Here is a 14,332-nt window from a genome sequence, read left to right as displayed (position 1 = left end):
GGAAGGAATGGCGATACTGCCAGAGAAAGAGAAGCTGGTGCGCAATTTTAATCGCTGCGCCAACTGGGAAGAGAAGTACCTGTATGTGATTGAACTGGGAGGGAAGCTGCCAGAATTGTCTGATTCCTTCCACCAGCCGGAATACAGCGTTTCCGGCTGTCAGAGCCAGGTCTGGATTGTCATGCAGCAGGGCACCGACGGTACCGTCGAACTGCTGGGCGATAGCGATGCGGCCATTGTTAAAGGCTTGATTGCGATTGTATTTAGTCTTTATCAGGGCATGACGCCGCAGCAGATTGTAGAATTTGATGTGCGTCCCTGGTTTGAACAACTGGCATTAACGCAGCACCTTACTCCGTCCCGTTCTCAGGGGCTGGAAGCCATGATCCGCACTATCCGCGCCCGCGCGCAGAGGCTCTGCTAAGCTACACTTCTCTCACACCCCGTTACGGTTAGCGGGGTGCGTTATTCATCACGAGAGAAGCCTACATGAACGCTCACCTTCCTTTTGCCGGCTGGTTGATATGCGCCGCGCTCTTTGTACCGCGCCTGGTCAGCGCCACTGAATATCCTTTGCCTGCCGAAAACAGCCGCCTGATTGGCGAAAACACCACGGCGCAGGTGCCGAACGATAAGCGGCCGCTGGAGTCGATTGCCGCGCGCTATCAGGTCGGTCTGTTAAATATGCTGGAAGCGAATCCCGGTACCGATCCCTGGCTGCCTGCCGCAGGCAGCGAGCTTACCATCCCTCATCAGATGCTGCTGCCCGATACCAAACGCGAGGGCATCGTGGTCAATCTGGCGGAGCTGCGTCTTTATTACTATCCGAAAGGGGAAAACAAGGTGATTGTCTATCCGATCGGCATCGGCCAGCAGGGGATTATGACCCCTTCGATGGTTACCCGCATTAGCCAAAAAATTCCTGGCCCAACCTGGACGCCAACCCCCAATATCCGCAAGCGCTACGCGCAGGAAGGGGTGAAACTGCCAGCCGTGTTTCCCGCCGGGCCTGATAATCCAATGGGACTGTTTGCGCTGCGTCTGGCCTGGGGTAGCGGTCACTATCTGATTCACGGCACTAACGCTGATTTCGGCATTGGCATGCGCGTCAGCTCAGGCTGTATTCGTCTGCGGCCTGATGATATCGAGACCCTGTTTAACAGCGTGTCGGAGAATACGCGGGTGCAGATTGTCAACCAACCGGTGAAGTACGCTATTGAACCCGACGGTAAGCGCTATATTGAAGTACATCAGCCGTTATCGCGTAATGAGCAGGATGACCCACAAACAATGCCGCTGCCGCTTAGCAAAGCGCTGAAGCGTTTTATCAACAGCAGCGAGAGCGATAAAGCGATCATCGAGGCGGCGTTAAAACGACGTTCAGGCATGCCGGTACTGGTTAACCTTGGCGAAGCGGTAAACCATGACCAGATAGCGCCGCAGAATGCACTGGAAAGCGCGCAGGAGCATGAGACGGGTCAAGAGAACGCTACGATGGGGAAAAGCTGAGAGGCACTTACAGCGGGCTGTTCAGAAAGCACAAAAAAAATGGTGCCCATTGGGCACCATTTTTATTACACCAGTACTCTTACTTACGGTAAGAATGAGCCTGGTTGTCCAGACGCTGGTTAGCACGAGCTGCGTCATCTTTAGCAGCCTGTACGTCAGAACGCATTGCGTTCACGTCGTTGCTCAGCTGGTCAACTTTCGCGTTCAGAGTCTGAACGTCGCTTGACAGCTGGTCGATTTTAGCATTGCTGGAGCAACCAGCCAGCAGAGTTGAACCCAGAATTACCGCGCCCAGTACCAGTTTAGTACGATTCATTATTTATACCCTCTAGATTGAGTTAATCTCCATGTAGCGTTACAAGTATTACACAAAGTTTTTTGGTATGAGAATAAATTTTTGATGAGAACATGCTTATTTTTACTCGTTCGCTCAAAGAAACATCTGTTAAGCCAATAATGCCAAAAAATAAGTTAAAACAGTCAGATTTAATTGATTTTATCTTGCCTGAAAGGCAGATTTTATTGTTATTTTCAATTGGAATTTTTGGAAATAACCGTTACGACAAAATAAAAAAGCGCCTTACGGCGCTTTTATCTGCAGGGCTGTGATTATTTACAGTACATGTACAGAAGCAGTATTTGTTGTTCCGCTTGGTACCAGGGCACCTGAGACCATTACCACCACATCACCTTTCTGGCCGTAACCGCTCTCCAGCGCGATTTCTTTACCAATACGGTAGAAATCATCGGTAGAGGCGATCTCATTCACCACGCGCGCTTCAATGCCTTTGCTCAGCAGCAGCTGGCGTGCAGTGATTTCATTGGTGGTTAACGCCAGAATGGTGGCATCAGGGAAGTACTTACGCACCGACTTCGCGGATTTACCGCCTTCGGTCGCAACCACAATCAACGGGGCTTCCAGTTTCTCAGCGGTCTCAACTGCGCCGCGACATACCGCTTCGGTGATACGCAGTTTGCGGTTGTCGTTCAGCGTATCAATGCGTGATTTCATTACGCGATCGGTACGTTCGCAGATGGTCGCCATAATGCGTACCGATTCCAGCGGGTATTTACCTTTAGCACTTTCACCAGAGAGCATGACCGCATCGGTACCGTCAAGAATGGCGTTCGCCACGTCGCCGGCTTCCGCACGGGTAGGGCGTGGGTTTTTGATCATGGAATCAAGCATCTGAGTGGCGGTGATAACCACTTTGCGTGCTTTATTACATTTCTTGATCATCATTTTCTGCGCGAAAATCACCTCTTCAACCGGGATTTCTACGCCAAGGTCGCCACGGGCAACCATGATGCCGTCAGAAGCATCCAGGATCTCATCAAAGTTATTGAGGCCTTCCTGGTTCTCAATTTTAGAGATGATCTGGATATGCTCGCCGCCGTGCTTTTTCAGATGCTCACGAATTTCCAGCACGTCTGAACGCTTACGAATAAAGGAGGCTGCAACGAAATCCACACCCTGTTCGCAACCGAAAATCAGATCGCGTTTATCTTTCTCAGCCAGCGCAGGCAGCTGAATGGAAACGCCCGGCAGGTTAACGCCTTTGTTTTCACCCAGATCGCCATTGTTCAGCACGGTACAAACCACGCTGTTTTCAGTGACTTCAGTGACTTCCATACCGATCAGGCCATCGTCGACCAGTACGGTATTACCGATTTTCAGATCGGCAGCAAAACCAGCGTAAGTCACGGCAACGCGCTCGCTGTTGCCAATCACGGACTGATCGGTGGTGAAGGTGAACGTCTGGCCCGCTTTCAGCGAAACATCGTTACCGCCTTCCAGTTTCATGGTGCGAATTTCCGGACCTTTGGTATCCAGCAGGATAGCTGCCTGATGACCCGTTTTTTGCATAACCGCGCGGATATTGGCGATACGACGACCATGCTCTTCGTAGTCACCGTGAGAGAAATTCAGACGCATAACATTCATGCCCGCTTCCAGCAGGTTGGTTAGCATCTCTTCTGATTCAGTTTTCGGGCCGATGGTACAAACGATCTTGGTCTTTTTCATGACAAGTTATCTGTAAGTTGTGATGGATGATTAAGGTTTGAGGTCGATGCCTGGTGCATCGGGGAAATATTCATGCTCAGTGAGCGGACTGCGATACAAACTAAGAATAGGTGACAGATATGAAGCGTGCAGAGGAAGTTGAGCGATGATGTTCCGTGGCCCCTGTGGGCGAGTTGCGCAACTGGTTGTGAGTGTAGGTAAGGGCACGTCAATTGGCTGAAACCATTCAAGTGAAACACCGAAGGATAGTATAGACGCTAAGTATACGAAAACCAATCAAAAAGGGTGGAAGCAGCTGGTGCAAGATCAAGGAAAGTGACGTTGCGGCAACTGTATTTTGCCTTTGCGCGGGGCGGAATTAGCGATAGCGATCGTCTCGGGCATCCAGACAGAATGCCGGTTGTATACCAGGAAAGTTCTGATATGGCGGATTTTTATTAAGGCAGAATTGGCTGATAAAAAACTTTTTTTAACGGGATAAATTATGAATAAAATTACACCTGCTGTAGGCCGTACAGATAAAAAACCGGCGTAAACAGAACAAGGCTGATGAGAGAAACAGAGAAAAGGGAGAATACAAGAGAGTGGTGCGTTCTAATGGACTCGAACCATCGACCCCCACCATGTCAAGGTGGTGCTCTAACCAACTGAGCTAAGAACGCAGCGTAATTTTTGGTGCGTCCGAGTGGACTCGAACCACCGACCCCCACCATGTCAAGGTGGTGCTCTAACCAACTGAGCTACGGACGCACTTTGGTGCGTTCTAATGGACTCGAACCATCGACCCCCACCATGTCAAGGTGGTGCTCTAACCAACTGAGCTAAGAACGCATCTGCCGTCTTGGGTGACGGCGGGGACGAATATTAGCGACACTGCTCACCGCTGGCAAGCAGAAACATGCAATTTTCTGCGCAACTGCCCATCAACTGTGCGACCCGCCGTTTTTTTAGACGCGGCGGGCGTTTAACTTAATGCGCCGCACGGCTCAGGATCAGTTCAGCCGGTAATTTTTGCAGTCGGCGAATGCGCCACAGCATCATTACTGCCGCTGAGGTTAACCCAAGAATAAAACCGCACCAGAAGCCTGCCGGGCCCATAGGCGGCACAATCCAGTCGGTCAGCGCCAGCAGATAGCCGCTGGGTAAGCCAACCACCCAGTAAGCCACCAGCGTAATAAAGAAGATCGAGCGCGTATCCTTATAACCACGCAAGATACCGCTGCCGATCACCTGAATGGAATCAGAGAACTGATAGAGGGCGGCCAGCATCATGAGCTGCGCGGCCAGCGCAACGACCTGCGGATTATCATTATAGAGCAGGGCAATCTGCTCTCTGAAGGTAACCGTAAACAATGCCGTCGCGGCAGCCATCATGATGCCCACGCCCTGACCGGCCCAGGCCGCGACTTTTGCCGCATCGACCGAACCCTGCCCAAGGCGGAAGCCGACGCGAATGGTTGTTGCTACCCCCAGCGAAAGCGGAAGGACGAACATCAATGAACTAAAGTTAAGCGCAATCTGATGACCGGCAACATTAACGATGCCCAGTGGAGAAACCAGTAGGGCGACCACGGCAAACAGGGTAACTTCAAAAAACAGCGCCAGCGCAACCGGCAGGCCGAGACGGGTTAGCCGCGACAGAATCGTCCAGTCTGGGGCGCTGAAGTAGCCGGGCAGGGTAATATCGCGCATGGAGCGCGCCCGACGCACCCACAACCGCATAATGATAAACATCACCCAGTAAACCGATGCCGTTGCAACACCACAGCCAACCCCGCCTAAGGCGGGCATGCCCAGATGGCCATAAATAAACACGTAGTTAACCGGAATATTGACCAGTAAACCGATAAAGCCCATCACCATGCCGGGTTTGGTTTTTGATAATCCTTCGCACTGGTTACGGGCGACCTGAAAAAACAGATAGCCCGGCGCGCCCCACAGCAGCGCACGCAGATAACCCACCGCCTTATCAGCTAAAGCGGGATCAATATCGTGCATTGCATGGATCATATAACCGGCATTCCACAGCACAATCATAATCAGCACCGAGACCATCGCCGCCAGCCAGTAAGCCTGACGCACCTGACTGGCGATGCGTTCACGATGTCCGGAACCGTTAAGCTGCGCCACCACCGGCGTTAAGGCTAAAATAAGTCCGTGACCAAACAGGATAGCGGGCAGCCAGATTGAGGTGCCGACTGCAACGGCGGCCATATCGGTCGCGCTAACCGATCCCGCCATAATGGTATCGACAAAACCCATAGCTGTTTGCGCAACCTGCGCCAGAATAACCGGAATGGCAAGAGCCAGTAATTGACGCGCTTCTGTCACATACTTCTGCACGTATACACCTTTTTATGTTTTAAGAAATGGATAGATAGTGTCCAGAGGAACAGGATAATTAAGAATAGATAATGATGCACAACGCTGGTGCAGGATCATAACCACATCAGACGGTGAAGGAAACCGCATTTTATGGTACCGGGGTGGCGCTTTTCACGCTTCTGCCGGCCTGCTCTGCGTTGGAGAGTATGTTAATATCAGCAAAAACTCACTGAGGCCGATCTATGTTTACCGGAATTGTGCAGGGCACCGCAGAGGTGGTTGCCATTGAAGAAAAAACTAACTTTCGCACTCATATTGTTAAAATGCCGCAGGCGTTATTACCGGGTTTGGAGCTGGGCGCGTCGGTAGCGCATAACGGTTGCTGTCTGACCGTAACGGAAATTAATGGCGATCGGGTCAGCTTCGATTTGGTAAAAGAGACGTTACGCATTACTAATCTTGGCGATTTGCAGCCGGGCGATACGGTAAATATTGAACGCGCGGCGAAGTTTAGCGACGAAATTGGCGGTCATTTGATGTCCGGTCATATTATGACCACGGCAGAAATCAGCAAAATCATTAATGCGGAAAATAACCGTGAGATCTGGTTTAAACCGCAGGACAGTACGCTACTGAAATATATCCTTCACAAAGGTTTTATCGGCATTGATGGTATCAGCCTGACCGTAGGCGATGTCACTAAAACTAAATTTTGCGTCCATCTTATTCCTGAGACGTTGATGCGTACCACGCTGGGCGCAAAAAGGCTGGGGCAGCGGGTCAATATTGAAATCGATCCGCATACGCAGGCGATTGTGGATACGGTGGAACGCGTACTGGCGCAACGTGATGCGGCGCTGGCGACCAGGCTGCAAAACAACGCGGAATAAGCTGGCACACCATAAAAAAACAGGCAACCGGGTTGCCTGTTTTTTTATTTGCCCGGCATACCGTTAATGGGGTACGCGTAATCCGCCTTCGATGCCGCGACTAAATAGCACCTGCCATAGCTGAATATCACGTGCACGAAACGCGCCAGCACAGGCGTTAAGGTAATAGGTGAACATGCGTTTAAAACGCTCGCCATATTTCTCCGCAAGCTGTGGCCACGCCGCGAGAAAACGCTCATACCATGCCATTAACGTAGTATCGTAATCAGCGCCAAAATTATGCCAGTCTTCCATAATAAAATGCGGTTCGCTGGCTTCGGCAATATGACGTACCGACGGCAAACAGCCATTGGGGAAAATATATTTATCAATCCAGGGATCAACATCCATATTGGTTTTAATCGCGCCAATGGTATGCAGCAGGAACAGACCATCCGGTTTGAGATTGCGATCGACCACGTTGAAATAGGTGGCATAGTTTTTAGGGCCAACATGCTCAAACATGCCGACCGAAACGATCCGATCGTACTGGTTATCTAAGTCGCGGTAATCCTGCAGCAAAATGTTCACGTCCAGCCCTTCGCAGCGCAGCTGGGCCATTTTCTGCTGTTCGGCAGAAATCGTGACGCCATCAACCGTGACGCCATAATGACGCGCGGCAAACTCAGCCAGCCCGCCCCAGCCGCAGCCAATATCCAGCAGCTTCATGCCCGGTTTCAGCGCAAGCTTTCCGCAGATCATTTTTAGCTTCGCCTGCTGCGCCTCTTCCAGCGTTTGGGCGGTTTTCCAGTAGCCGCAAGAGTATTGCATGAAGGGATCAAGCATCAGCGAAAAAAGATCGTTGCCTAAATCGTAGTGCTCCTTGCCTACCATCCAGGCGCGTTTTTTTGACTGTAGATTGGTCAGGCGCGCTGCTGCAATCCGCAAGGTATCTTTAAAATGATGAGGGAGTTGTTGATCCAATTTGTGTTTCAGCACGCGATGGAAAAACATATCAAGGCGTTCGCAATCCCACCAGGCGTCCATATAACTTTCGCCCAGGCCAAGGGATCCCTCCTGTAAAACCCGTTTAAAAAAGTCAGGATTCTTTACCTGAATATCCCAGGGGCGGTTACCGTTGATTTCAATATCAGCCATCTCCAGCATTTCATGGACGATACGATACCAATGGTTTTCCTCCAGGTTCACTTCTTCTATGCACGATGAACTCATAGCTTCTCCATCACCTGTGTGATACGAACCTGAGAAAGAGAATAGTCAATTTCTCAGGATTGTGAGAAATCTCACGGAAGACCGTGTGCCAGATATCCGACGTTAAACAGAGGATTGAAACTGAATGAAAGCCCGGCCAGGCACGACATTGTCGCCTGAAAAGCGCAGGATGACCGGGAAAAAACACGCTGATTATTATAAGTCACTGCCTTGCAAGGAGTATATGCTCCCGCAAGGCAATATACAACGGCTAATAGTTAGGTTGCTAACTATGCCTGAAGCCGCGAGGTTTAATCGCTAAGATCAGCGCTGGCGCTCTTTTTTGTGTCCGCAGCGCTGTGGCGCGCAACGTACTGTAAAGCGTAACCCACCACCACCAGCAGAATGGTCGACAGCATAACCGTGCTGGTGGTCAATAATGGATGAGTCAGCCAGGATGAGACGGCCAGGCTGGCGAAAAAACAGAGACCCAGCTGTAAACAGTTCTGCAGCGCTGCCGCTTTACCTGTGTCATCCGGAAAAGGCAGCAGGGCGTTAGCCACCACGATGGGATAAATCGCGCCATTTGCCAGCGCCATGCCGCAAAAAGGAATCAATAAACCCCAGAGCGTAACCTGACCGCTAATCGATACCATAAACAGCGCCGCAACGCTTAGCGCGTAAAAAACCAGCAGGAAGGGCAGGAGCGTACGACCGCTACGGCGCTGCAGCGCCGAACGGCAGCCAAAGCCGCCGGCCAGAAACGCGACGGTTTGCGGAAGATAGCTCAGGCCAATATCGGCAGGCGTGAGGCCAAGATCGTGCAGAATAAAGGGCGAACCGGTCAGCCAGGCGAAAAAGCTGGCGGAACAGGCAGCATAAATCAGCACGTTGCCGCTATAAATACGAGACGTCAGCAGGCGGAAAAAACCGCTGCGTTGCCGCGATGGATCGGAAGCGGGCGCGGTTTTTTTCAGGTTTGCCGTGGCGAACAGCAGCGGTAGCGTAACCAGAAACAGCGCCAGAAAAATCGCGCGCCATGAAAAATGGCTGAGGAGCCAGGCGCCCAGCAGCGGCGCCAGCGCCGGCGACAGGGCTACCAGTGGCATAATGGTGGCAAAAACCCGATTCGCCTGTGCGCCCCGATAGCGATCAACCACCAGCGCCTGCCAGCTTACCGCCGCCGCGCAGACACCCACCGCCTGAATAAAGCGCAGGGTCAACATCTGCCAGGTGGCATCCGCCCACAGCATGCCTGCGCAGCCCAGCGCAAACAGCGTAAGGCCCAACAGCAATATTGGCCGACGACCATAACGATCGGAGAGCGGCCCCCACAAAAGCTGAGCGCAGGCAAAGCCGCCTAAAAAAACGGTCAGGCTGGCACTAATCACGCCAGCGGAAGTGTGAAAACTCGCCTGCATGGCAGTAAATGCAGGCAGATACATATCGGTGGCCAGAAAACCCAGCGTGCTGAGTAGCGCCAGATAGAGCATAAATCCTTTTGAAGCAGACATCTCTTTCTCATTTATAAGCAGGTGAACAGACGGCGCGAGGGTAAAGGATGTTTTTCTGAATGTGAAACGCTAAAATTTGCCGATTGATATCAAAATTTTTGCAGGCAAAAAATGTGGTCTGAATATGCACTGGAAGTGGTGGATGCTGTCGCACGCAATGGCAGCTTTTCCGCCGCCGCCGAAGAGTTACATCGCGTACCCTCCGCTATCAGCTATACGGTTCGTCAGCTGGAATCCTGGCTGGCGGTGCCGCTTTTCGAACGGCGTCATCGGGACGTGGTATTAACAGAGGCGGGAGAGCTTTTTATTCGTGAAGGGCGGGCTGTTATCAAAAAAATGCTAGCCACGCGCCGCCAGTGCCAGCAGGTAGCGAACGGCTGGCGCGGGCAGTTAAGCATTGCTGTGGATCGCATCGTTAAGCCGCAGCGTACCCGCCAGCTGGTGCTGGATTTTTACCGACATTTTCCGGATATGGAGCTGCTGATCACGCCGGAGGTTTTCAACGGCGTCTGGGATGCGCTGGCGGATGAACGGGTTGATGTGGCGATCGGCGCAACACAGGCGATCCCGGTGGGAGGGCGCTTCGCCTTCCGCGATATGGGCGCGCTGAACTGGCGTTGTGTGGTTAGCGTTGATCATCCTTTAGCCAGCATCACCACCGCGCTACAGGAGGATGATATTCGCCCGTGGCCGTCGCTGGTGCTGGAAGATACTTCCCGCGCGTTGCCCCGGCGCACGACCTGGACGCTGGATAATCAGCGTCGGCTGGTGGTGCCGGACTGGGAAAGCGCGTTTGATTGCCTGCGTGCCGGCCTGTGCGTGGGCATGGTTCCCGGTCATTTTGCCGCGCCGCTGCTTAAAGCCCGGCAGCTAACGGAGCTGAGGCTGCCGGTGCCTTTCCCCGACAGCTTCTGTTGCGTCAGCTGGTCAGAGCAAAGCGCTTCACCTGCGCTGCGCTGGTTACTGGACTATCTTGGCGATACGGAAACAATCAACCGGGAATGGCTGCGTGAAGAGTAGTAGGCTCAGAAAAGGAGGTTTTCTGAGCCATCACATTAACGACGGTAGTCGCGGAAAGGGCCGTCGGCGACGGAGCGACGTTCAATCAGCGTGGGATGAACCTCTATGGTTTGCGGCTCTTCGCGTTTGCTGGTAATTCTGTCCAGCAGCATATCAAAGGCGGTTTCGCCCAGCTGCTCTTTGGGCTGGTGGACGGTGGTCAGCGCCGGGGTAAAATAGCGAGCGTTGCGCACATTATCGTAACCGATAACCGAAATATCCTGCGGCACGCGCAGCCCCATTTCATCTGCTGCGCAAATCGCGCCCATTGCCATAATATCCCCGCCGCAGAACACGGCGGTAGGGCGCTGCTTTTGCGCCAGAATTTGCTGCATGGCGCGATAGCCCGACTCAGGTTCAAAGTCACCCTGTACAATCCACTCTTCGCGTACCGGGATATTAGCCTCATTCAGCGCTTTTACAAAGCCGGCAAAACGTCCGCTACCGGTATTGCGCTCCATCTGGCCTGGGATCACGCCGATGTCGCGATGACCGCGCTCAATCAAATAGCGCCCGGCAAGATAGCCGCCTTCGAAAGCGTTATCCAGCACGGTATCGGTAAAATCGCCGCGGGATTCGCCCCAGTCCATGACCACCATGGGAATATTGCGGTTTTCCTCAAGCATTTTCAGCAGTGCTTCAGGATACTCTGAACACATCACCAGCAGGCCATCCACGCGCTTTTGCGCCATCATTGACAGATAAGCCTGCTGTTTTTGCAGATCGTTATGGGCGTTGCCCAAAATCAGGGTATAGCCACTGGCGAAACAGCGCGTTTCTACCGCTTCAATAATTTCAGCAAAATAGGGCGCTTCACTGGAGGTTGCCAGCAGACCGATCGATTTAGTGTGGTTAACCTTCAGGCTGCGTGCGACTGCACTGGGCGAATAGTGTAGTTCTTTGATGGCTGCCCACACGGCCTCACGGGTTTCTTCCGCGACAAAACGGGTTTTATTGATGACGTGCGATACCGTGGTGGTGGAAACGCCGGCACGCTTCGCGACATCTTTGATTGTTGCCATTAAAAAGATACTCCTGCGCCTATCCTAATAGTTTGATAAGGCTAATGTTAATCGTTTGCGTCCACATGGCGTTATTCAGCGCGCGTTGAGGTTGTCATTATGCGGGCTGAGGTACGTCTGACAGGCGGGACGTCTTTAAAAAAGGGTGCCAACGGTTGTTTTTTGTCGTTGCGCAACGCAAGGCGGGGATTCTACCAAGCTGGCGCAAAGAAAACGAGATTTTTACCAGGGAGTATGGGAAAATCTATACCGTTACATTTTATGTGGGTAAAGGAGAGACCAGATGAGCACCGATTTGAAACTATCAATAGGCACCACAGTCATGGCATTGCTGATGATTATGGCGTTTAGTTTCACTGCCGTTATGCACTGAGCGTTGCGCAATAAAAAAAGCCTGTCTCATGACAGGCTTTTTTTATTGCGCAACGCGTTAGCGAATGGTGCGCGGCGTCATAACGCGGCGCGCGCCGACATAGTGCCGCTGCCAGTAATCATCACTAAGCTGGCTAATCTGGATATCTTTACCGGTACGCGGCGACTGGATAAAACGACCATTGCCCAGATAGACGCCAACGTGATCGGCTGCGCCACGGTTATTGATGCGGAAAAACACCAGATCGCCTTTTTCCAGCGCTTCACGATTAATGGGCGCTGCATCTCGCAGATGATACATCTCATTCGCGGTGCGGGGGATCTTGAATTTTACCACATCTTTATAGGCATACCAGACCAGACCGCTGCAGTCGAAGCCGGTATGGGGTGAAGTGCCTCCCCATAAATAGGGCTTCCCTAACTGGCTCATCAGTTTGTTCATCGCGGTTTCACGCGCTTTTTGATAGCGTTCACGGTGCGCCTTGCTCATCTCCAGCGGCCCGCGCCTGGTCGCTGCCGTTTTCTTATCGCCACGCTGGCGACCATAGCGCTGCGTGCCTTTTTTGCTGCTGCTTTTCTTGAAGCTGCTTTTTTTCACGCTGGCGGTTTTCACCGATGCGCGGCTTTTCTTTACGCTGGCGGCGGCAACGGCGGCCGGCTTGCTTTTTTTCTTTACCTTGTTTTTTTCAACGCTGGCCGTACGGGTTTTTTTACTGGTTGTTTTTACCGTCCGACGCTTGCGGCGGTCATCGTCACGGGCGGCTTTTTTATCAACTTTATGCTGACTGGCCTTTACCGGGGCCTGCGGTGAGGCATGGGCAACGTTGAAAAACAGTTGAGCTATAGCCAGCATAAAAAGCGTAATCAATAAACGCATGGTGTGGTTACACTCAAAGCGCAGTGATAGCGCAAGGTTAATCTTATTTCTGCCACATAGGGCAGACTCCTGGTGGGCAATTCTAATCGAACTTTTTCCGAAAAGATAAAGCCTTTTTTAATCAAATAAACTTTAAATGCATACAGATGTAAAAATAAGCATAGTCAGGTGCTTATCTCAGCGAATTTATTGCCAGGTATTAATCGTCGCTGCGGAAAGCGCCCAGGCTGGTGTTATTTTGGCCTGATAAACCGGTACAATAACCTGCATTATTTAACCTTACAGAAAATGTCGTTTTCAGCAACCCGCTACAGTCGCTACAATCAATAGACACGAAGCATGCTATTTAAGGAAGGCAATTATGAGTACTGTTGAAAAAATTCAACGCCAGATCGCAGAAAATCCGATTCTGCTCTATATGAAAGGCTCGCCAAAGTTACCAAGCTGCGGCTTTTCTGCGCAAACGGTCCAGGCGCTTTCTGCCTGCGGTGAGCGCTTCGCCTATGTGGATATCCTGCAAAATCCTGACATTCGTGCTGAACTGCCGAAATATGCTAACTGGCCGACTTTCCCGCAGCTGTGGGTAGATGGCGAGCTGGTTGGCGGTTGCGATATCGTAATCGAAATGTTCCAGCGCGGCGAACTGCAGACGTTGATCAAAGAAACTGCCGAAAAATATAAAGAAGCGGAATAAGCTGTTATCCCGCATTAAATCACGAAGGGCGCCTCAGGCGCCCTTTTTTTATGGCTGCTTAACGCTTATTCGCTGTCGCTGATTTCTGCATCGACAGGTTGTTCATCCACGGGCTGCTCATCGGCCACCGGCAGCGGCGGCCAGCCGCCCAGACGTTTCCAGCGGTTGACCAGTTCGCAAAACAGTTCGGCAGTGCGCTCGGTATCATACAGCGCCGAGTGCGCCTGACTGGCGTCAAAAGCGACGCCCGCCGCCTTACAGGCTTTCGCCAGCACCGTCTGGCCGACCACCAGCCCGCTCAGGGCGGCGGTATCGAAGGTGGCGAAAGGATGAAAAGGATTACGCTTTAATGCAGTACGTTCGGCGGCAGCCATCATAAAGCTGTGATCGAAATTGGCGTTATGCGCCACGACGATAGCCCGATTGCAGCCCTGATCTTTCATGCCTTTACGCACCTGCTTAAAGATAGCGTGCAGCGCATCGTATTCGCTAACCGCGCCGCGCAGCGGATTATCAGGATCGATACCATTGAACGCCAGCGCCTCCGGATGCAGAATCGCGCCCTCAAAAGGCTCTACGTGAAAATGCAGCGTCTGGTCAAGCTGTAACCAACCCTCTTCATCCATTTTCAATGTAACGGCGGCAATTTCCAGCAGTGCATCGGTTTTGGCATTAAATCCGGCGCTTTCAATATCAATCACTACCGGATAAAACCCGCGGAAGCGGTCAGATAAAGCGTTCAGTTGTTTCGATTCAGACATCAGGATCTCATTGGCGAAAAAATGCAGCGCGCATTATGGCAAATTTCCACAGGGGTTGCAGCAGCGGGAAAAAGCAGGGCGCCACCAGGCGC

At 52.0% G+C, this 14,332-nt stretch carries 15 protein-coding genes and 3 tRNA genes; 7 read left to right on the top strand and 11 right to left on the bottom strand.

The window, feature by feature from the left end; genetic code table 11:
- The first annotated feature begins 7 nt into the window (after positions 1-7).
- Positions 8-424: a cysteine desulfuration protein SufE gene (gene sufE / locus ACQE3Z_RS06150; RefSeq protein ID WP_426972715.1), complete on the top strand. Its 417-nt coding sequence runs from the start codon at positions 8-10 to the stop codon at positions 422-424.
- A gap of 65 nt (positions 425-489) precedes the next feature.
- On the top strand, positions 490-1,509 hold the full coding sequence (locus ACQE3Z_RS06145; protein WP_426972714.1) for a L,D-transpeptidase family protein: 1,020 nt from the start codon (positions 490-492) through the stop codon (positions 1,507-1,509).
- A 79-nt stretch (positions 1,510-1,588) separates the two neighbouring features.
- Here the strand turns inward: ACQE3Z_RS06145 and ACQE3Z_RS06140 are convergent, their stop codons facing one another.
- Entirely contained in the window at positions 1,589-1,825 is a 237-nt protein-coding gene (locus ACQE3Z_RS06140) for a major outer membrane lipoprotein (RefSeq protein WP_002908860.1), read from the bottom strand.
- Between the two features lie 92 nt (positions 1,826-1,917).
- Here ACQE3Z_RS06140 and ACQE3Z_RS06135 point away from each other — a divergent pair, with 92 nt between their 5' ends.
- Entirely contained in the window at positions 1,918-2,118 is a 201-nt protein-coding gene (locus ACQE3Z_RS06135; protein WP_426972712.1) for a hypothetical protein, read from the top strand.
- A 4-nt stretch (positions 2,119-2,122) separates the two neighbouring features.
- Here ACQE3Z_RS06135 and pykF read toward each other — a convergent pair whose 3' ends face one another.
- From pykF to ACQE3Z_RS06110, 5 genes are all read right to left on the bottom strand, one after another.
- Positions 2,123-3,535, bottom strand: a complete 1,413-nt coding sequence (pykF, locus tag ACQE3Z_RS06130) for a pyruvate kinase PykF (RefSeq protein ID WP_250652579.1) — start codon at positions 3,533-3,535, stop codon at positions 2,123-2,125.
- A 585-nt stretch (positions 3,536-4,120) separates the two neighbouring features.
- Positions 4,121-4,197: transfer RNA gene (locus ACQE3Z_RS06125), tRNA-Val, on the bottom strand.
- An 11-nt stretch (positions 4,198-4,208) separates the two neighbouring features.
- Positions 4,209-4,285: transfer RNA gene (locus tag ACQE3Z_RS06120), tRNA-Val, on the bottom strand.
- 4 nt (positions 4,286-4,289) lie between these two features.
- Positions 4,290-4,366: transfer RNA gene (locus ACQE3Z_RS06115), tRNA-Val, on the bottom strand.
- A 138-nt stretch (positions 4,367-4,504) separates the two neighbouring features.
- On the bottom strand, positions 4,505-5,878 hold the full coding sequence (locus tag ACQE3Z_RS06110; RefSeq protein WP_426972711.1) for an MATE family efflux transporter: 1,374 nt from the start codon (positions 5,876-5,878) through the stop codon (positions 4,505-4,507).
- A 224-nt stretch (positions 5,879-6,102) separates the two neighbouring features.
- On the opposite strand from ACQE3Z_RS06110, the gene ACQE3Z_RS06105 reads away from it, so the two are divergent.
- Entirely contained in the window at positions 6,103-6,750 is a 648-nt protein-coding gene (locus ACQE3Z_RS06105; protein WP_426972709.1) for a riboflavin synthase subunit alpha, read from the top strand.
- A 63-nt stretch (positions 6,751-6,813) separates the two neighbouring features.
- Here the strand turns inward: ACQE3Z_RS06105 and cfa are convergent, their stop codons facing one another.
- Together cfa and punC are read right to left on the bottom strand one after the other, a co-directional pair.
- Positions 6,814-7,962 carry a cyclopropane fatty acyl phospholipid synthase gene (gene cfa, locus ACQE3Z_RS06100; RefSeq protein ID WP_426972708.1) on the bottom strand — a complete coding sequence of 383 codons (1,149 nt, stop codon included), beginning with the start codon at positions 7,960-7,962 and terminating at the stop codon, positions 6,814-6,816.
- Between the two features lie 290 nt (positions 7,963-8,252).
- A complete protein-coding gene (gene punC / locus ACQE3Z_RS06095; RefSeq protein ID WP_426972706.1) occupies positions 8,253-9,455 on the bottom strand; it encodes a purine nucleoside transporter PunC in 1,203 nt (400 codons plus the stop codon).
- A 111-nt stretch (positions 9,456-9,566) separates the two neighbouring features.
- On the opposite strand from punC, the gene punR reads away from it, so the two are divergent.
- Entirely contained in the window at positions 9,567-10,475 is a 909-nt protein-coding gene (gene punR, locus ACQE3Z_RS06090; protein ID WP_426972705.1) for a DNA-binding transcriptional activator PunR, read from the top strand.
- Between the two features lie 35 nt (positions 10,476-10,510).
- On the opposite strand, the gene purR is transcribed toward punR, so the two are convergent.
- Positions 10,511-11,536, bottom strand: coding sequence for an HTH-type transcriptional repressor PurR (purR, locus tag ACQE3Z_RS06085; RefSeq protein ID WP_085071820.1), 1,026 nt, complete (start codon positions 11,534-11,536; stop codon positions 10,511-10,513).
- 283 nt (positions 11,537-11,819) lie between these two features.
- Between purR and ACQE3Z_RS06080 the strand changes: the two genes are divergently transcribed.
- Entirely contained in the window at positions 11,820-11,909 is a 90-nt protein-coding gene (locus tag ACQE3Z_RS06080) for a YnhF family membrane protein (RefSeq protein ID WP_426972703.1), read from the top strand.
- A 57-nt stretch (positions 11,910-11,966) separates the two neighbouring features.
- Here ACQE3Z_RS06080 and ACQE3Z_RS06075 read toward each other — a convergent pair whose 3' ends face one another.
- On the bottom strand, positions 11,967-12,785 hold the full coding sequence (locus ACQE3Z_RS06075) for a C40 family peptidase (protein WP_426972702.1): 819 nt from the start codon (positions 12,783-12,785) through the stop codon (positions 11,967-11,969).
- 358 nt (positions 12,786-13,143) lie between these two features.
- Here ACQE3Z_RS06075 and ACQE3Z_RS06070 point away from each other — a divergent pair, with 358 nt between their 5' ends.
- Entirely contained in the window at positions 13,144-13,479 is a 336-nt protein-coding gene (locus ACQE3Z_RS06070) for a Grx4 family monothiol glutaredoxin (protein WP_208615362.1), read from the top strand.
- 65 nt (positions 13,480-13,544) lie between these two features.
- Here the strand turns inward: ACQE3Z_RS06070 and rnt are convergent, their stop codons facing one another.
- Positions 13,545-14,240 (bottom strand): ribonuclease T, encoded by a 696-nt coding sequence (gene rnt / locus ACQE3Z_RS06065; protein WP_250652586.1) that lies wholly within the window; start codon positions 14,238-14,240, stop codon positions 13,545-13,547.
- Positions 14,241-14,332: the final 92 nt, after the last annotated feature.

This window comes from Pantoea sp. FN0307 (assembly GCF_050113815.1).
Taxonomy (GTDB): Bacteria; Pseudomonadota; Gammaproteobacteria; order Enterobacterales; family Enterobacteriaceae; genus Mixta; species Mixta alhagi.
Note: the sequence above shows the minus strand (reverse complement) of the source record. Positions and strands in the feature narration are given on the sequence as shown.

Bases quoted from the DNA above. Each gene is read 5' to 3' on its own strand.
- punC (WP_426972706.1), bottom strand. From the start codon at position 9,455: ATGTCTGCTTCAAAAGGATTTATGCTCTATCTGGCGCTACTCAGCACG.
- ACQE3Z_RS06135 (WP_426972712.1), top strand. From the start codon at position 1,918: ATGCTTATTTTTACTCGTTCGCTCAAAGAAACATCTGTTAAGCCAATA.
- pykF (WP_250652579.1), bottom strand. From the start codon at position 3,535: ATGAAAAAGACCAAGATCGTTTGTACCATCGGCCCGAAAACTGAATCA.
- cfa (WP_426972708.1), bottom strand. From the start codon at position 7,962: ATGAGTTCATCGTGCATAGAAGAAGTGAACCTGGAGGAAAACCATTGG.
- ACQE3Z_RS06140 (WP_002908860.1), bottom strand. From the start codon at position 1,825: ATGAATCGTACTAAACTGGTACTGGGCGCGGTAATTCTGGGTTCAACT.
- rnt (WP_250652586.1), bottom strand. From the start codon at position 14,240: ATGTCTGAATCGAAACAACTGAACGCTTTATCTGACCGCTTCCGCGGG.
- sufE (WP_426972715.1), top strand. From the start codon at position 8: ATGGCGATACTGCCAGAGAAAGAGAAGCTGGTGCGCAATTTTAATCGC.
- ACQE3Z_RS06075 (WP_426972702.1), bottom strand. From the start codon at position 12,785: ATGCGTTTATTGATTACGCTTTTTATGCTGGCTATAGCTCAACTGTTT.
- ACQE3Z_RS06105 (WP_426972709.1), top strand. From the start codon at position 6,103: ATGTTTACCGGAATTGTGCAGGGCACCGCAGAGGTGGTTGCCATTGAA.
- purR (WP_085071820.1), bottom strand. From the start codon at position 11,536: ATGGCAACAATCAAAGATGTCGCGAAGCGTGCCGGCGTTTCCACCACC.
- ACQE3Z_RS06080 (WP_426972703.1), top strand. From the start codon at position 11,820: ATGAGCACCGATTTGAAACTATCAATAGGCACCACAGTCATGGCATTG.
- punR (WP_426972705.1), top strand. From the start codon at position 9,567: ATGTGGTCTGAATATGCACTGGAAGTGGTGGATGCTGTCGCACGCAAT.
- ACQE3Z_RS06145 (WP_426972714.1), top strand. From the start codon at position 490: ATGAACGCTCACCTTCCTTTTGCCGGCTGGTTGATATGCGCCGCGCTC.